Raw genomic sequence first — 16,604 nt, 5'->3', positions numbered from 1 at the left:
CCGAAAGCATCGCCCGAAAGCGTCGCCCATGATCACTGCAGTCGCCGAATCGAATTCGCCCCGCAAGGCGGGGCGCAGGGGTTCCGTCCTGCCCGGCTTCGAGCCGTGGCTTTATCTCAGCCCAGCCCTGATCCTGCTGGTCACGGTGCTGCTCGTGCCGCTGATCATCGGCATCAGCTATTCGTTTCGTAAATTCTCGGCCTTCAAGTCCGAATATGTGGGCCTCGGCCAGTACCAGGCACTGTTTTCCGATCCGCTGCTTGCCCAAGCGCTGGTCAACACGCTGTGGTGGACCGTCGGCAGCCTGTTCTTCCAGTTCTTCCTCGGACTCGGCCTGGCGCTCCTGCTCGACCGGCCGTTCTGGGGCCGCAAGATGGTGCAGGCGGTGGTGTTCCTGCCCTGGGCGGTACCATCCTTCCTGTCCGGCCTCACCTGGGCCTGGCTGTTCAACCCGATCGTCGGGCCGCTGCCGCATTGGCTCTACGCCATGGGCATCATGGCCGAGCCGAGCAACATCCTGGCCGACCCCAAGATCGCCATGTGGGGGCCGATCATCGCCAATGTCTGGTTCGGCATCCCATTCTTCGCCATCACGCTTCTGGCGGCACTGAAGTCGATCCCGTCCGAGCTGCACGAGGCCGCGGCCATCGACGGCGCCTCGCCATGGCAGCGCTTTTCCAAAGTGACGCTGCCGTTCCTGGCGCCGACAATCGCCATCACCGTCATGCTGCGCACGATCTGGATCGCGACCTTCGCCGACCTGATCTTCGTCATGACCTCGGGCGGACCAGCCGGCTCGACCAACACGGTCGCCACCTACATCTATGTCAGCGCCTTCAAGTCGCTCGACAAGGGTTACGCCTCGGCGGTGGCAGTGCTGCTGCTGATCCTTCTCATCGTCTATGCGGTGGTGCTGATCGGCATCCGCCGCTCGCTCGCGAGGTACTCGTGATGATTGCCGGACGCTCCAATTCCGTGCGCCTGCTCGGCGGTACCGGGCTCTACGGCGCCATTGCCGCCTACGTCATCTTCGCGCTGTTTCCGATCTACTGGACGCTGAAGATCTCGGTGACGCCGCAGTCGCTGCTCTATTCCGAAGGCATCACGCTGTGGCCGTCGGCGACGACCTTCGAGAACTATGCCACGGTGCTGAAGGCCAGCGATTTTCCACTCTACTTCTTCAACAGCGTGCTTGTCTCCGTGACCACGGCCATCCTGGTGACCGTCATCGCCTCGGGCGCCGGCTACGCCATGTCGCGCTTCTCCTTCCGTGGCAAGACGACGGTGGCGATAGCCCTTTTGCTGACGCAGACCTTCCCGCTGGTGATGGTCATCCCGCCGATCTACCGCATCATGGGTGAGATCGGCTTGACCAACAGCCTGACCGGGCTGATCATCATCTACACCGCCTTCAACACCGCCTTCGCGACCTTCCTGATGCAATCCTTCTTCGACGGCATACCGAAAGACCTGGAGGAAGCGGCGATGATCGACGGCTGCACCCGCTTCGAGGCTTTGCGCCGCATCATCATCCCGCTGACGCTGCCCGGCATGGGGGCGACGCTCGGCTTCGTCTTCACCGCGGCGTGGAGCGAACTTCTGTTCGCGCTGATGCTGATCTCCAGCGAGGGCCAGAAGACCTTCGCCGTTGGGCTGCTCACCTTCATCGGCAAATTCGCCGTCGACTGGGGACAGATGATGGCGGCGTCGATCCTGGCGCTCATCCCGGTCTGCATCTTCTTCGCATTCCTGCAACGCTATCTTGTGACCGGCCTGACCGCCGGCGCCGTCAAAGGGTAGGACCATGGCTTCGGTTACACTCAACAAGGTCCAGAAGGATTACGGTTCGCTCAACGTGCTCCAGGCCGTTGACCTCGAGATTTCAGACGGCGAGTTCGTGGTGCTCGTCGGCCCCTCCGGTTGCGGCAAGTCGACCTTGCTGAGGATGATCGCCGGTCTGGAAGAGGTTTCGGCGGGCGAGATCCGCATTGGCGAGCGCGTCGTCAACGACGTCGCGCCCAAGGACCGCGACATCGCCATGGTGTTCCAGTCCTATGCGCTCTATCCGCACATGAACGTCGCTTCGAACATGGGCTTCAGCCTGGCGCTTCGGAAGGCCGAGAAGGGCTCGATCGACACCAGGGTCAATGGCGCGGCGAACCGGCTCGGGCTCGACAAGCTGTTGGCGCGTCTGCCGCGCCAGCTCTCCGGCGGCCAGCGCCAGCGCGTCGCCATGGGCCGCGCCATCGTGCGCGACCCTAAGGTGTTCCTGTTCGACGAGCCGCTCAGCAACCTGGATGCCAAGCTGCGCGTGCATATGCGCACCGAGATCAAGGCACTGCACCAGCAGCTCAAGACGACATCGGTCTATGTCACCCACGACCAGGTCGAGGCAATGACGATGGCCGACCGTATCGTCGTCATGCATGATGGCGTCGTCCAGCAGGTCGGCGCGCCGCTCGACCTCTACGACCGGCCCGCCAACGCTTTCGTTGCCGGCTTCATCGGCTCGCCGGGCATGAACTTCCTGCCGGCGACTGTCAGGCGGACGGGCGATGATGCAGCGGCCGTCCTGAGCGACGGCCAGCGCCTGCCCGTACTGGCCAGCCTGCCGGTTGCCGACGGTGACGAGGTGACGATAGGGTTGCGGCCCGAGCATATGCGCGTCGCCGGCGATGGCGGCATCGCCGTTCGGGTCGAGGTGGTCGAGCCTCTCGGCCTGTCGACGCAATTTTATGCCAGGCTTGCCGGCCAGCAGGCGTGTGTCTTTGCCATGGGGCGGGTCGCGGTGAAGCCTGACGACACCGTCCGGCTGTCGGTAAGTGCTGCCGACTTGCATGTATTCAATCCGAAGAGCGGCCAGCGCATCGGATAAGCTAGCCGCGAGCTGGTACCACCAGCATCCATCTTGTGAAGGCGTCGGCCAAAGTCGGCGCCTTTTTCGTTTGTGTACAAACTTTCAACGACGCCATTCATTCTTGTGGGAACGGTCCAGGCGGCATTTTCATTTGTGCACAAAGCGTCCTCGGCGGCCAGCGACGATGCGTTCTGCAACTAGACAGGAAGTAAAACGCGCGCGGATTCAACTAAGGGAAGCAGCCCGCGCGCGACCGAAGTAAAGTGCAGCAAGCGATGATTCCCCTTGTTCGGCGAATTGCAAAACTGGCTCACAACCGACGCGCGCAGACACCAACGCCGATCGCGTGACTCAAGGTCAACTTCGGCGTCAAACCGCAAAAAAATTTGCACGACTCAGCGGAATTTCGCAGCGCATCGACCTCTGAACTCCAACAAGTCGACCGCCACCTGTGGCAAGAATGAGGCAGATCGATAGCCGCCTTTCCCTTGAGTCACCGGGCAGCAACCGTGCGAAAAAGCCGAAAATGCAGCGGATTCGACTGTCAGCGGCGGCTTACATGGATCGGTGCCGACTAGGATCGAGCCTGATTCAACTGACCAGTGTTCTTGCAAGAGTACTGGTTTATCTTAAGCGGATCATTCTCAATACCGACGACTTATCTTTCACACATTGCTTGCGCAGCGCGAATGACTCTTGCCGTACAAGTACTGATGACTCGGATCCTTGGCAGTGCTGCCGGCATTTACACTTGGGTAATTTCTTCTGAATACGTCGAGTCAACGAGATAGCTAAATTTTTAAGTACAGGGAGGGGTTCCTGTCGGCGCTCTCGGGGAATGAAGTAGCAGGCAAGACATGAGCATTTTCTAATAAGCGACGTTTGAGAAACCTCTCTTAGATCTCCTCCTTTTCGAAGCAAAACACGCGCTGGCGACGCCGCCGGCGCCATCCCCTACTCACATTCCTGCATGTCTTCAGGCGGTGCGAAGCGAAACGCTTCCCAGCGATCGGCAATACTTTGCCGGCGAAGAAGACGTGTCGGGGCCAGGCAACCACGTTCTACCTCTACGGCAAGGAAACGCCCAATGAGTTCCACCTTCGATCCAACAGCCACCCATTACGGCGCTCCGCCTCAGAGAGGGGGCTTCTCCACAACCAATCTCAGCATCACGCGCAAGCTGGTGCTTGCCTTCTCGGCGATCGTCATCGTGAGCCTCGTCGTCGGCGGGATGATGATGCGCGCCCTCAGCCAGCTTGAAGCTGCCAGTGCGGAACTCGAGGTGGCCAGCCGCGTGCTTTCCACCGTCGGCAAGGCGGAAGCGCTCCACCTCGATCGATCCAACATTGCTCGAACCTACTTGCTCAATCTCAGGGAAGACGTAGCCAAGCGCTATCACGAGACCTCGAAGAACGTCGACAAGACGATCACCGAAGCTGTGAACCTGCCAATCGACGACAAGGCTGTCATCGCCGCCGTCGAGAACTTTAGGGCAATGACCGAGAATTGGCGCAATGAGGTCGGCGACCCGATGGTCCAGCTGGCCGGCAATCAAGCTACCTACGCAGAGGGTCGCGAGCGCGGGTCCTCGGTTCGGGCATCTGAGGTGCAGGCCACCGTTCGCAAGGCGGTTGCAGAGATGCAGGCCGAGATCACCCGGTGGGAGACCGAAACCGCCGTTCTCAAGAACGACGCCATCGCCACTGCACAGTATCTGCAGCTCGGCAGCGCCGGCCTGACTATCGCCATCCTCGTCGTGATCGCGCTGTGGCTCTCCAGCCAGATCGCAACGCCGGTCAACAACATGACGCAGGCGATGCGCAGCCTGGCTTCCGGTGACCTCAAGGTCGTCGTTCCGGCCATCGGCCGCCGCGACGAAGTCGGCCAGATGGCGTCCGCCGTGCAGACTTTCAAGGAAGCCGCGATCGAGAAGGTTCGTCTCGAGGCAGAAGCCGCCGAGACGCGCCGCCGCGCCGAGGACGAGGCCGCACTGCGCGCCGCGCAGAAGGCCGAGGAAGACCGCCAGGACATGGTTGCGATCTCGGCACTGGGCCACGGCCTCGACGCGCTGTCGAAGGGCGACCTGATGCACCGCATCGACGCGCCGTTCCCCGACAAGCTGGTCAAGCTGCGCCAGGACTTCAACGAATCCGTTGAGAAGCTGCAGCAGACGATGCTCAGCATCACCTCCTCGGTGAAGGCGATCCACGCCGGCACCGGCGAGATCTACACCGCCGCCGACGACCTATCGCGCCGCACCGAACAGCAGGCCGCAAGCCTCGAAGAGACCGCAGCCGCGCTCGACGAGATCACCGCGACCGTCAAGAAGACGGCCGAAGGTGCAGTGCATGCCCGTGATGTCGTCTCGACGGCCAAGACCGATGCCGAGACCAGCGGCGTGGTGGTGCGCAAGGCCATCGATGCCATGGGCACGATCGAGAAGTCGTCCGAGCAGATCAGCCGCATCATCGGCGTGATCGACGAGATCGCCTTCCAGACCAACCTCCTGGCGCTCAACGCCGGTGTCGAAGCGGCTCGCGCCGGCGACGCTGGACGCGGCTTCGCCGTGGTTGCCTCGGAGGTGCGCGCGCTGGCCCAGCGTTCGGCGGAAGCCGCCCGCGAGATCAAGAGCCTGATCTCCGCTTCGACGACCCAGGTCGGCGAAGGCGTCAAGCTGGTCGCCGAGACCGGCAAGGCACTGGAGCGCATCGTTCTCCAGGTGGCCGAGATCAATGCCGTCGTCACCAACATCGCGGCCAGCGCGCATGAGCAGTCCACCGGTCTCGACCAGGTCAACTCGGCGGTCAACCAGATGGACCAGGTGACCCAGCAGAACGCCGCGATGGTCGAGGAATCGACTGCCGCAAGCCACTCACTGTCGCAGGAAACCGAAGAGCTGTCGCGCCAGATCAGCACGTTCCGGCTGGGCAAACTCTCGGTCGTCGAAGGCAGCCGCCCAGCAAGCCCCAAGGCTCCGGCGCGCGCGCCACGGCCGGAACTGAAGGTCGCATCGTCGAGCTTCGGTTCTTCCGCAGCCCGTGCGGTCGCTCCGGCGGCCGACGACTGGCAGGAGTTCTGATCGAGCCATGACCACCGTGTCCGATCCTTCACAACGGATACTCGAGCTTGCGGCAGCGCTGGACTTCAGGGCGGCAGCGCCTCTGACCGAAAGCCTGCTTGCAATGCGCGGAACCGCGCTGACCATCGATGCCTCGCGCGTGGAGCGGATCGGCGGTCAATGCCTTCAGGTTCTCCTGTCGGCGCAACAAACCTGGAGCGCGGATGACACCGCGCTCTCCTTCACCAACCTGACGCCCGGCTTCGTCGAAGGCCTGCGGCTCCTGGGCTTCTCGGAAGCGGATTTCACCAGGGAGGAGATGCCGGAATGAGCGCGACCATTTTGACCGTCGATGATTCTCGCACCATGCGCGAGATGCTGAAACTGGCGCTGACGCAAGCCGGCTACAGGGTCATTCAAGCCGAGGACGGCGTCCATGGCCTCGAGGTGCTGAAGACAGAGACCCCGCGGGTCATCGTCACCGACATCAACATGCCCCGCATGGATGGCTTCGGCTTCATCGAGCATGTGCGTGCAGACGACTCCTATCGCGGCATTCCGATCCTGGTGCTGACCACCGAGAGCGATGCCGAGAAGAAGGATCGCGCCCGCCGTGCAGGTGCGACCGGCTGGATCATCAAGCCATTCGATCCTGCCAAGCTGATCGACGCCATCCGCCGCGTGTCGGCCTGAACCGGGAGACATGTCCGTGGACGCAATGGCAGCGGTCAAGCAGACCTTCTTCCAGGAGTGCGAGGAACAACTCGCCGAACTGGAAACCGGCCTTCTCGCGATGGAACGCGGGGAAGCCGAATCCGACACCGTGAACGCGGTTTTCCGCGCGGTGCATTCGATCAAGGGCGGCGCTGGCGCCTTCAGCCTAGAAGGCCTTGTGCAGTTCGCCCATGTCTTCGAAACCACGCTCGACCACGTCCGCAACGGCGCGCTGGAACCGACGGCCGACGTCATGGCAGTCATGCTGCGCGCCGCCGACCTTCTGGCAGATCTCGTGGCGGCGGCACGCGATGGCCACACGGTCGACAGCGGCCGCAGCGAAGTGCTTGTCGGCGAGCTCACCGCACTGAGCCCCGGCGGGGCAGAGGCGGAAGCCGAAGAAGAAGACGACATGAGCGACTTCTCCTTCACGCCCGTCACCGTGGCGTTCGATTTCTCGGACGCACCCGTCGATATCGGGCGCAGCTACACGATCACTTTCAAGCCCAGGCCCGAACTCTATGCCAAGGGCAACGAGACGGTGCTGGTGCTGCGCGAACTGGAACGGCTCGGCGAGCTGGAAATCAACTGCGACGCAAGCGGCTTGCCGTCTCTCGCCGCACTCGATCCGGAAGGCGCCTATCTTGAATGGACCATCAAGCTCACCACCGAAAAGGGTGAGGACGCGATCCGCGAAGTCTTCGAATTCGTGGAATGGGATTCCAGCCTGACCATCCAGGCAGCCGACGCCGGTTCCTCCGATGCCGAACCCGGCGCCGACTCGACCGAAGACGCATTCGCTGCCCTGCTCCGCTCCATCCAGGGCGACGAGGCGGCTCAGCCGGCAACGACGGCGGAGATCATCCCGCTGCCATCAGCCGAGGAACGCGAGGCTGTTGCCGAAGTCGAGGCCCAGCCGACCAAGGCTGCCGCGGCGCGCAACAGCGAAAGCGGCGCCAATGCCAATGCGGGTGCCCCGCAGACCATCCGCGCCGATCTCGAGCGTGTCGACCGACTTATCGACCTCGTCGGCGAGCTCGTCATCAACCAGGCGATGCTGTCGCAGCGCGTCATGGAAGCCGGACACGTACCTGGATCCGCCGTGGCCCTTGGCCTCGACGAGCTCGAGCACCTGACGCGCGAGATCCAGGACTGCGTCATGGCGATCCGCGCCCAGGCGGTGAAGTCGGTGTTCCAGCGCATTCCGCGCCTGGTGCGCGAAGTCGCCAGCATGACCGGCAAGCAGGTCCGCTTGATCACTGACGGCGAAGGCACCGAAGTCGACAAGACGGTGATCGACCGCCTGAACGACCCATTGACGCACATGATCCGCAACGCCATCGACCATGGGCTGGAAAAGCCCGAGGTGCGTATCGCCGCCGGCAAGCCGGCCGAAGGCGTTGTGCGTCTTTCGGCGATGCACCGCTCGGGCCGCATCGTCATTGAGGTTGCCGACGACGGCGCCGGCATCAACCGCTCGCGGGTCAAGGCGATCGCTGTGGAGAAGGGACTGATCGCAGCCGACGCCGTGCTGTCCGACGAGGAGATCGACAATCTGATCTTCCTGCCTGGCTTCTCCACGGCATCGGAAGTGTCGAACATCTCCGGCCGCGGCGTCGGCATGGACGTGGTCAAGCGCTCGATCCAGGGTCTTGGCGGTCGGTTGTCGATCACCTCGCGCCCCGGCAAGGGCTCGACCTTCACCATGAGCCTGCCACTCACGCTCGCCGTGCTCGACGGCATGGTGGTGACGGTGGCCGACCAGACGCTGGTCGTGCGGCTGACGGCGATCATCGAGACCTTGCAGCCCAAAGCAGCCGACGTGCACGGCCTCGGCGGCGGCTCCAGGGTCATTGCGATCCGCGATGCGTTTACGCCGCTGATCGACGTCGGCCGCGAGCTCGGCTTCCGCAACACCGCCACCGATCCGCTGGCAGGCGTGGCAATCCTCGTCGAGACCGAAGGCGGCCGCCGCAGCGCCCTGCTCGTCGACACGATCCAGGGCCAGCGCCAGGTCGTCATCAAGAGCCTGGAGTCCAACTACAGGCATGTGCCGGGCATCGCCGCCGCAACCATCCTCGGCGATGGCCGCGTCGCCCTCATCATCGATGTCGACACCGTGATCGCCAATTCGCAGTCCGACGCGACCATTCTTGAACCCGTTCTTGCAGCAGCAGGGTGATGCCATGATCGAGACCACCAAACACGACAACAGCAGCCGCGAACTCATCGCGTTCCGTATCGGCGAGCAGGAATTCTGCGTCGACATCATGTCGGTGCGCGAGATCAGAGGCTGGGCACCGGCGACTGTGCTGCCGAAGTCACCGCCCTACGTCCGCGGTGTCATCAACCTGCGCGGCGCGATCCTGCCGATCGTCGATCTCGCTGCCCGCCTCGGCTTCCAGCCGCCGGAGCCTACCGTTCGCCATGTCATCATGGTGGCTCAGGTCGGCACCCAGGTGGTGGGCCTACTGGTCGACGCCGTGTCCGACATATTGTCGGTCACCGACGACGCCATCAAGCCGACGCCCGACGTCGCCTCGGACATGGCCAAGACCTTCGTACGCGGCGTGCTGGCCATCGAAGGCCGCATGATCAGCCTGATCGCACTGGACAACGTCCTGCCGGCGCTTGAGCCGATCGCGGCATGACCACTCTGCAAAACATCGACAAGCCGCACAATCAGCGCCAGAGCCTGGTCGCCGGTGAGTTCGTGCTCACCGGCGAGGACATGCGGCAGATCGCGGCGATGCTCCATGCCGACGCCGGCATCCATCTGACCGAGGCGAAGGCAGCACTCGTCTACTCCCGGCTGTCCAAGCGCCTGCGGGCGCTCGGACTGGAAAGCTTCCGCGACTACTGCGCGCTCATCGCCTCGCGCGAGGGTCTCGACGAGCGCCAGAGGATGCTGGCGGCGTTGACCACAAACGTCACCAATTTCTACCGTGAGCCGCATCACTTCGAACATCTGGCCAAGCAGGTCCTGCCGCCGCTGCTCGAAGCGGCGAGGCGCGGCGGCCGCGTCAGGATCTGGTCTGCGGCATGCTCCAATGGCGCCGAACCCTATTCGATCGCCCTGACGATCCTGTCGCTGATGCCGGAAGCCGCCAACCACGACATCCGGGTTCTGGCGACCGACATCGACCCCAACATGGTCGCGTTCGGTCGCGAGGGAATCTACAGCGAGGCAGCCCTTCGCCCGGTGCCGCCTGATTTGCGCCGGCGCTGGTTCACGCCAGTCCGCTCAGGCGACGGCAACTCGTTCAGTGCTGCCGACGAAATGCGTACGATCGTGGCTTTCCGCGAGCTCAACCTGATCGGCGCATGGCCGATGAAGGGTCAGTTCCAGGCGATCTACTGCCGCAACGTCGTCATCTATTTCGAGGAAGCGACGCAGTCGCGAATCTGGAGCCGCTTCGTTCCGCTGCTGACGGCGGGCGGCACACTCTATATCGGCCATTCCGAGCGCGTCTCAGGGCCTGCGACGGCGGATTTCCAGCCCGAAGGGATCACCACCTACAAGCTGCGCGAGGGCGCCGCATGAAGCCGGTTCGCGTTCTCATCGTCGACGATTCCGCCACCATGCGCACACTGCTTTCCGCAGTGCTGCGCCTCGACCCGGCCATCGAGGTCGTCGGCCATGCCGCCGACCCGCTGGAGGCCCGCGCCAAGATCAAGGAACTCAATCCCGACGTCATCACGCTCGACGTCGAGATGCCGAACATGAACGGGCTCGAATTCCTCGAGAAGATCATGCGGCTGAGGCCGATGCCCGTCATCATGGTGTCGAGCCTGACATCAAGGGATGCTACGGCCACGATCACGGCCCTTGAGATCGGCGCCTTCGACTGCATTTCCAAGGCGTCGTTCAGCGACGACCGCGCCTTCGGCACGCTGCAAGCGACGGTGAAGGCAGCAGCACGTGCCCAGATTCGCCCGCTGGCGACGAACCAGCCGAGCGACGCGCGCGAGCAGCCTGCTGCCAACGCCGACTATGTGCCCAACGGCAAGGTCGTGGCGATCGGCTCGTCGACGGGCGGCGTCGAGGCGCTGATCACCGTGCTGTCGCAGTTTCCGGAGAACTGCCCGCCCACCGTGATCACCCAGCATATGCCGGCAGCCTTTACCAAGAGCTTCGCCGAGCGCCTCAACCGCATGTCGCGGCCACGTGTCAGCGAGGCCGTCGATGGCGCGCCGCTGACGACCGGGCACATCTATCTCGCCCCCGGTGGTGCCACGCATCTCGAGATTTCGGGGCCCGGCCAGTTGCGCTGCCGGCTGCGCAGCACCGATCCGGTCAATGGCCATCGGCCGTCGGTCGACGTGCTGTTTGCCTCGGTCGCCAAGGCGACAGGGTCGAAATCAGTCGGCGCGATCCTGACCGGCATGGGTCGCGACGGTGCTGCCGGACTGCTGCACATGCGCCAGGCAGGCGCCGGCACGATCGGTCAGGACGAGGCCACCAGCCTTGTCTACGGCATGCCCAGGGTCGCTTTCGAAGTCGGCGCGGTCGAGCGGCAGGCGCCGCTGGACAAGATCGCCTCCCATATCCTCGCGCTGACGCGCTCGAATTCCAACGGAGCTAAAAATGTCCTTCCTCGAACACTTTAAGGTCCTCGTGGTCGACGATACGACGACCAGCCGCATGCTCATCACCGATGCGCTGCAGGAGATGGGCATCCGCAAGATCGCCATCGCCAAGGACGGCGAGCAGGCGCTGCGCATGATGATGGAGCAGCCCTCGCACATGGTCATCTCCGACTTCAACATGCCGAAACTCGACGGGCTGCAGCTGCTGAAGGCGATCCGCTCCTACGGCCCGACCCGGGCGACGCCGTTCATCCTCCTGACCGGCAAGGGCGACCGCCAGCTCCTGGAAGCCGCCGTGGCACTTGGCGTCAACAACTTCCTGACCAAGCCGTTCACCACGCCGGCGCTCAAGAAGGCTATCGAAGCAATCGTCGGGATCCTTAAGTGACCCTTGTAAACCAGCGCATCACCGTCATGCGCGGCGAATACCACGTGGTCGACCGGGAGGACGTCGTGCTGACGACCATTCTCGGCTCCTGTGTCGCCGCCTGCATTCGCGATCCCTTTGCCCGGACCGGCGGCATGAACCACTTCCTGCTGCCCGGCAACAATGGCCGCTCGTCGCTCGATGCCCAGAGTTACGGCGTCCACCTGATGGAGTTGCTCGTCAACGGCCTGCTGCAGCGTGGCGCCCATCGCCACCGGCTGGAAGCCAAGCTGTTCGGGGGGGCCCGGACCATCGAAGGTCTTTCGGACATCGGCGCGATGAACGGCGAGTTTGCCGAGACGTTCCTGCGCAATGAAGGCATCAGCATCGTCGGCGGCGACCTCGGCGGCGATCGCGGCCGCCGGGTCGAATACTGGCCATTGTCGGGGCGCGCCCGCCAGGTCATGCTCTCCGGCGACAAGGGTTTTGTTGCGCCTGTTCCGCCCAAACAGCCGTTGGTCGCGCCTTCGGGCGGTTCCGTCGAGTTCTTCTGATCTTCTGAAAGGCCGTTCCGACATGCCATCGCGTGCCACTGCACTTTGCCACGAGACGCTTGTGCCCGTTTCCGAACTGCTCGGACGGGTGAGCAGCGAGTTGAATGACATCGCCGCGCAAGTGGAAAGGCTGCATCCGCTGGTTTCCGCCCGGAGCAGCCAGCTCGCCGGCAGCGACCCGCATTATGCGCAGGCGCTGCAGAGCTTCGATCACATCGAGCAGAAACTCCGCTGCTTAGCCGGCTATCTCGACGAGATCGGCACGGGCATGAGCCCGGTCTGGCAGCTCGATCCGCAAGCGGCCCTCGCAGCGATCACCCTTTCAGACCTCGCAGCACGCCTGGCCGGCCAGACCTCCGAGCAGCCGAACGCCGCGCCATCGGGCGATTTTGAGCTGTTCTAGCCGCGATTTTGAGCTGTATAGCCGCAACGTCCCCCCTGCCAGACCAGACAGCCCCTTCTCACGCCCACGCTCGGGCTGATAACACGGTCGCAATCGGGGACGAATGGAATGACAAAACCGCCGCTGCGGCTTTTCCAGATCATGATCACCGACGGCGCGCAGCCGTCGCCAGCGACAACGGACAGCTTCGCGCGCAACGTCGAGTCGTTCAGGTCGACCTATCCCGACGCTGAGTACCGGCGCTACGACAACGAAGAACTGACCGCATTTCTCGCCGCCAGCTATCCCGAACCGGTACTGCAGGCTTATCAAGCGTTGACGCCTTACGCTTTCAAGGCGGACCTGGCGCGCTACTGCCTGCTGCATAGCTATGGCGGGCTCTATTCCGACCTGTCCTATCTCCACCTGCGCCCGATCGCGATCGGGAGCCGCTGCAAGATGGTGGTTTTTCGCGACATATCAGGCCATCCGTCCTGGGCGACGAGCAACGCGCTCATCTATGCCGAAGCCGGCAATCCGGTTCTGGCGCGGGCGATCGACCGCATCGTCACGCATTTCAACGCCCGCTTCTATGGCCACTCGTCGCTGGAACCGACCGGACCCTATTTGTTCGGCCGCGTCCTGGCCGAGACGTCCGACTGGCGCTCGATCACCTTCGGCGACTCGCCGCGGCTGAACACCGACCGAACCGACAGGGTCAACATCGTCAAGATGATGCCGTCCGGAGAAATCGTGGCCATCCGCAACAAGACAGCGGAAGGCGAGTTCAGCGATCTGGTGCCATCAGGCGGAAACAACTACAACCGATTGTGGAGCGAACGGCGCATCTGGGGCGAGCCGGACACGCGTGGCCTGATCGAGCGGCTGCGCTCCGATCTCAAGGCGAAGCGGGTGCGCAAGCGCCGATCGCTGAAGCAGGGCTGAGCTGGGGTGCATGGATCCGAAACTGACGAACCTGAGCCTGAGAGACGGTTATTGCGTTCTGCCGCAAGTCTTCGACAAAGCCGAAATCGAGGCATTTCGCCAAGCTGCCGTCGACAATCTCGGCAGCATGGGACAGACACGTAACGTCGCCCACTCCTACCATCTCGCCGGCTTTCATCGCTTTCCAGCCCTGGCGGCAGTCCACGCCAGGATCGCCGCCGACGAGACGATCAACCGGTTCCTGCAGGCCTATTACCAGGACATCCCGTATTTCGCCCTTGGCTTGAGCGACATTACGGTCAATCGTTCCCAACACTGGCACACCGATCTGCTGCGTGGCCGCTACAGCGGTTTCCTCAAGGATTGCGATCCCTGGGCGGAGACGGCCGGATGCCTCAAGGCACTGGTCTATCTGCAGGACGGCGCCAGCCTTCGGATCCTGCCAGGCTCGCATCTTACGCCCACACCGCTCGATGACACACGGCTCGAAGCCCTTGCGGAAGCGTCGGCCGCGGACGTCGTTCGCATCGACGTTAGGGCCGGCGACGTGGTTATCATGGACATCCGGGCGCTGCATCGCGGGTCGACTGATGCAGATATGGCAAGCGCGGAGCTCGCCGCGCGGCCGAAGATCCTGGTGTCGACGGTGTTCGGTGGTGTCGGCTCGGCCTTTTCGCAGGCGATGCAGATCGGCAATGCGCATAGGATGGCCGACTGGGACAGGCGCTATTTGGCTTAGGCCTTCAGGAGCATGAGGCTGACGGGCGGAGCAGGTTTGGTCGAGGCCTGCCAGCTCGAGCTCCGGCGACCTTTGCCGGCGCGGACCGTGCAGCACTTTCAGCTGTCGCGTCACCAGCGTCCAGCCACGACAGAGCCGTCGGTGGTTTTGACCTTTGGGGGCTTTTGATTGTTGGGTCTGCGGCTTTGGAGGCCGCCTCACGCTTCAAGCTCGGGCTGTCACGTGGTTCGAGACAGCAAAAAGCCCGCCGTGGTTTTCACCTTGGCGGGCTTTTATTGTTGGTTTCGGGGACAGGATTTGGCTTTTTGTCCCGCTTTGTCGGCTTTGGCTCCTAGCGGGCCGCTGATGCAGGTTGAACTCGACCGTCACCTGCGTCCAAATACCAAAACAGCCCAGACAAGCTGGGCTGTTTTGGTATTTGGTTGCGGGGACAGGATTTGAACCTGTGACCTTCAGGTTATGAGCCTGACGAGCTACCGGGCTGCTCCACCCCGCGCCACCGGACATTTTGCGACAGGCAAAATGTCCTTTTTCAACGCTTTCCGACTTTTGCCACGGGCAAAATGTCTTTTTGTCTGGCTTTTGCCAAAGGAAAGGGCCGCTTACGCGGCCCGTCTACCCGTTGGCGGGCCTTTTGTATCGAGAAGATTTAACATGCGCTTGGCAGACCTGGCAGCGACTTACTCTCCCGCGTCTTGAGACGAAGTACCATCAGCGCTGGAGCGTTTCACGGCCGAGTTCGGAATGGGATCGGGTGCAGCCGCTCCGCCATAACCACCAGGTCGGCAAAGCGCATGTTAATCGAGAAGCTGTTTTTGTGCTTTTGTCGTTTTTCGTGACGATCCCTTTGGGATCGCACTGCGATGAACATAAGGAATGAGAACGATCAAGCCTATCGAACTATTAGTACCGGTAAGCTTCATGCGTTGCCGCACTTCCACACCCGGCCTATCAACGTGGTCGTCTTCCACGGTTCTCAGGGAATACTCGTTTTAAGGTGGGTTTCCCGCTTAGATGCCTTCAGCGGTTATCCCGTCCGGATATAGCTACCCTGCTATGCGGCTGGCGCCACAACAGGTCCACCAGAGATCCGTCCATCCCGGTCCTCTCGTACTAGGGACAGATCCTTTCAATATTCCTACACCCACGGCAGATAGGGACCGAACTGTCTCACGACGTTCTGAACCCAACTCACGTACCGCTTTAAATGGCGAACAGCCATACCCTTGGGACCTGCTCCAGCCCCAGGATGCGATGAGTCGACATCGAGGTGCCAAACAACCCCGTCGATATGGACTCTTGGGGGTCATCAGCCTGTTATCCCCGGCGTACCTTTTATCCGTTGAGCGATGGCCCTTCCACACGGGACCACCGGATCACTATGACCGACTTTCGTCTCTGCTCGACTTGTCAGTCTCGCAGTCAGGCGGGCTTATGCCATTGCACTCGACGACCGATTTCCGACCGGTCTGAGCCCACCATCGCGCGCCTCCGTTACTCTTTAGGAGGCGACCGCCCCAGTCAAACTACCCACCATACATTGTCCCGGACCCGGATAACGGGCCGCGGTTAGACATCCATAGAGATAAGGGTGGTATTTCAAGGGTGGCTCCACCAAGGCTGGCGCCCTGGCTTCAAAGCCTACCACCTATCCTACACATGCCACTACGAATGCCAATGTAAAGCTATAGTAAAGGTGCACGGGGTCTTTCCGTCTAACCGCAGGAACCCCGCATCTTCACGGGGAATTCAATTTCACTGAGTCTATGCTGGAGACAGCGGGGAAGTCGTTACGCCATTCGTGCAGGTCGGAACTTACCCGACAAGGAATTTCGCTACCTTAGGACCGTTATAGTTACGGCCGCCGTTTACTGGGGCTTCGATTCAAAGCTTGCACCTCTCCTCTTAACCTTCCAGCACCGGGCAGGCGTCAGACCCTATACGTCGTCTTGCGACTTCGCAGAGCCCTGTGTTTTTGATAAACAGTCGCTACCCCCTGGTCTGTGCCACCCTCACCCTGCTTGCGCAGGAAAGGGTCACGCTTCTTCCGAAGTTACGCGTGCAATTTGCCGAGTTCCTTCAGCATAGTTCTCTCAAGCGCCTTGGTATACTCTACCAGTCCACCAGTGTCGGTTTCGGGTACGGTCTATAAGGAGGAGCTATTTCCTGGAACCACTCCGCTGCAGGGATCAATCCAATAAGACCCCACAACATACGTGATCCGTCACTTCCTCCAGGCCCACGAATATTAACGTGGTTCCCATCGTCTACGCATTTCTGCCTCGACTTAGGGGCCGGCTAACCCTGCTCAGATTAGCTTTAAGCAGGAACCCTTGGACTTTCGGCGGGGGTGTCTCTCACACCCCTTACGTTACTCATGTCAGCATTCGCACTTCTG

General features: G+C 62.2%; 15 protein-coding genes, 1 tRNA gene and 2 rRNA genes (1 of these 18 only partly in view). 15 read left to right on the top strand and 3 right to left on the bottom strand.

Going from position 1 to position 16,604, the window contains the following annotated elements; translation table 11 throughout:
- Positions 1 to 28 precede the first annotated feature (28 nt).
- The 15 genes from Amn_RS01095 to Amn_RS01025 all read left to right on the top strand — a co-directional run bounded on the left by Amn_RS01095 (position 29) and on the right by Amn_RS01025 (position 14,206).
- Complete coding sequence (locus Amn_RS01095) at positions 29 to 952, top strand: carbohydrate ABC transporter permease (protein WP_286294294.1); 924 nt, start codon at positions 29 to 31, stop codon at positions 950 to 952.
- Positions 952 to 1,800: a carbohydrate ABC transporter permease gene (locus tag Amn_RS01090; protein WP_067955463.1), complete on the top strand. Its 849-nt coding sequence runs from the start codon at positions 952 to 954 to the stop codon at positions 1,798 to 1,800. The genes Amn_RS01095 and Amn_RS01090 overlap by 1 nt, the downstream gene beginning before the upstream one ends.
- A 4-nt stretch (positions 1,801 to 1,804) precedes the next feature.
- Positions 1,805 to 2,875, top strand: coding sequence for an ABC transporter ATP-binding protein (locus Amn_RS01085; protein ID WP_067955465.1), 1,071 nt, complete (start codon positions 1,805 to 1,807; stop codon positions 2,873 to 2,875).
- A 1,069-nt stretch (positions 2,876 to 3,944) separates the two neighbouring features.
- Positions 3,945 to 5,936: a methyl-accepting chemotaxis protein gene (locus Amn_RS01080; RefSeq protein WP_210252536.1), complete on the top strand. Its 1,992-nt coding sequence runs from the start codon at positions 3,945 to 3,947 to the stop codon at positions 5,934 to 5,936.
- 7 nt (positions 5,937 to 5,943) lie between these two features.
- Positions 5,944 to 6,246 (top strand): STAS domain-containing protein, encoded by a 303-nt coding sequence (locus Amn_RS01075; protein WP_154387177.1) that lies wholly within the window; start codon positions 5,944 to 5,946, stop codon positions 6,244 to 6,246.
- Positions 6,243 to 6,608: a response regulator gene (locus Amn_RS01070; RefSeq protein WP_182576065.1), complete on the top strand. Its 366-nt coding sequence runs from the start codon at positions 6,243 to 6,245 to the stop codon at positions 6,606 to 6,608. The genes Amn_RS01075 and Amn_RS01070 overlap by 4 nt, the downstream gene beginning before the upstream one ends.
- 25 nt (positions 6,609 to 6,633) lie before the next feature.
- A complete protein-coding gene (locus Amn_RS01065; protein WP_502874761.1) occupies positions 6,634 to 8,811 on the top strand; it encodes a chemotaxis protein CheA in 2,178 nt (725 codons plus the stop codon).
- Between the two features lie 4 nt (positions 8,812 to 8,815).
- Positions 8,816 to 9,280 (top strand): chemotaxis protein CheW, encoded by a 465-nt coding sequence (locus Amn_RS01060; protein ID WP_154387179.1) that lies wholly within the window; start codon positions 8,816 to 8,818, stop codon positions 9,278 to 9,280.
- On the top strand, positions 9,277 to 10,173 hold the full coding sequence (locus tag Amn_RS01055) for a CheR family methyltransferase (RefSeq protein ID WP_154387180.1): 897 nt from the start codon (positions 9,277 to 9,279) through the stop codon (positions 10,171 to 10,173). Before Amn_RS01060 ends, Amn_RS01055 begins: the two co-directional genes overlap by 4 nt.
- Complete coding sequence (locus Amn_RS01050; RefSeq protein WP_067955471.1) at positions 10,170 to 11,240, top strand: protein-glutamate methylesterase/protein-glutamine glutaminase; 1,071 nt, start codon at positions 10,170 to 10,172, stop codon at positions 11,238 to 11,240. The genes Amn_RS01055 and Amn_RS01050 overlap by 4 nt, the downstream gene beginning before the upstream one ends.
- Positions 11,218 to 11,607, top strand: a complete 390-nt coding sequence (locus Amn_RS01045; protein WP_067955473.1) for a response regulator — start codon at positions 11,218 to 11,220, stop codon at positions 11,605 to 11,607. The genes Amn_RS01050 and Amn_RS01045 overlap by 23 nt, the downstream gene beginning before the upstream one ends.
- A gap of 26 nt (positions 11,608 to 11,633) precedes the next feature.
- Positions 11,634 to 12,140, top strand: coding sequence for a chemotaxis protein CheD (locus tag Amn_RS01040; protein ID WP_067965849.1), 507 nt, complete (start codon positions 11,634 to 11,636; stop codon positions 12,138 to 12,140).
- Positions 12,141 to 12,201: 61 nt separating this feature from the next.
- Positions 12,202 to 12,543: a DUF8776 family protein gene (locus Amn_RS01035; protein ID WP_157096964.1), complete on the top strand. Its 342-nt coding sequence runs from the start codon at positions 12,202 to 12,204 to the stop codon at positions 12,541 to 12,543.
- Between the two features lie 108 nt (positions 12,544 to 12,651).
- Entirely contained in the window at positions 12,652 to 13,467 is an 816-nt protein-coding gene (locus Amn_RS01030; RefSeq protein ID WP_286294290.1) for a glycosyltransferase family 32 protein, read from the top strand.
- Positions 13,468 to 13,477: 10 nt separating this feature from the next.
- Positions 13,478 to 14,206 (top strand): phytanoyl-CoA dioxygenase family protein, encoded by a 729-nt coding sequence (locus Amn_RS01025; RefSeq protein WP_263005478.1) that lies wholly within the window; start codon positions 13,478 to 13,480, stop codon positions 14,204 to 14,206.
- A 419-nt stretch (positions 14,207 to 14,625) separates the two neighbouring features.
- Here the strand turns inward: Amn_RS01025 and Amn_RS01020 are convergent.
- The 3 genes from Amn_RS01020 to Amn_RS01010 form a co-directional block, all read right to left on the bottom strand.
- Positions 14,626 to 14,702: transfer RNA gene (locus Amn_RS01020), tRNA-Met, on the bottom strand.
- A 171-nt stretch (positions 14,703 to 14,873) separates the two neighbouring features.
- Positions 14,874 to 14,988 (bottom strand): 5S ribosomal RNA (rrf, locus tag Amn_RS01015).
- 100 nt (positions 14,989 to 15,088) lie between these two features.
- Positions 15,089 to 16,604, bottom strand: a 23S ribosomal RNA gene (locus Amn_RS01010) (it continues 1,296 nt past the right edge of the window).

The sequence above is a fragment of the Aminobacter sp. Y103A genome, from assembly GCF_030294925.1.
Classification (GTDB): Bacteria; Pseudomonadota; Alphaproteobacteria; order Rhizobiales; family Rhizobiaceae; genus Aminobacter; species Aminobacter ciceronei.
The sequence above is the reverse complement of the archived record's forward strand: the minus strand, read 5'-3'. Positions and strand labels throughout refer to the sequence as shown.

Bases quoted from the DNA above. Each gene is read 5' to 3' on its own strand.
- Amn_RS01095 (WP_286294294.1), top strand. From the start codon at position 29: ATGATCACTGCAGTCGCCGAATCGAATTCGCCCCGCAAGGCGGGGCGC.
- Amn_RS01090 (WP_067955463.1), top strand. From the start codon at position 952: ATGATTGCCGGACGCTCCAATTCCGTGCGCCTGCTCGGCGGTACCGGG.
- Amn_RS01085 (WP_067955465.1), top strand. From the start codon at position 1,805: ATGGCTTCGGTTACACTCAACAAGGTCCAGAAGGATTACGGTTCGCTC.
- Amn_RS01080 (WP_210252536.1), top strand. From the start codon at position 3,945: ATGAGTTCCACCTTCGATCCAACAGCCACCCATTACGGCGCTCCGCCT.
- Amn_RS01075 (WP_154387177.1), top strand. From the start codon at position 5,944: ATGACCACCGTGTCCGATCCTTCACAACGGATACTCGAGCTTGCGGCA.
- Amn_RS01070 (WP_182576065.1), top strand. From the start codon at position 6,243: ATGAGCGCGACCATTTTGACCGTCGATGATTCTCGCACCATGCGCGAG.
- Amn_RS01065 (WP_502874761.1), top strand. From the start codon at position 6,634: ATGGCAGCGGTCAAGCAGACCTTCTTCCAGGAGTGCGAGGAACAACTC.
- Amn_RS01060 (WP_154387179.1), top strand. From the start codon at position 8,816: ATGATCGAGACCACCAAACACGACAACAGCAGCCGCGAACTCATCGCG.
- Amn_RS01055 (WP_154387180.1), top strand. From the start codon at position 9,277: ATGACCACTCTGCAAAACATCGACAAGCCGCACAATCAGCGCCAGAGC.
- Amn_RS01050 (WP_067955471.1), top strand. From the start codon at position 10,170: ATGAAGCCGGTTCGCGTTCTCATCGTCGACGATTCCGCCACCATGCGC.
- Amn_RS01045 (WP_067955473.1), top strand. From the start codon at position 11,218: ATGTCCTTCCTCGAACACTTTAAGGTCCTCGTGGTCGACGATACGACG.
- Amn_RS01040 (WP_067965849.1), top strand. From the start codon at position 11,634: ATGCGCGGCGAATACCACGTGGTCGACCGGGAGGACGTCGTGCTGACG.
- Amn_RS01030 (WP_286294290.1), top strand. From the start codon at position 12,652: ATGACAAAACCGCCGCTGCGGCTTTTCCAGATCATGATCACCGACGGC.
- Amn_RS01025 (WP_263005478.1), top strand. From the start codon at position 13,478: ATGGATCCGAAACTGACGAACCTGAGCCTGAGAGACGGTTATTGCGTT.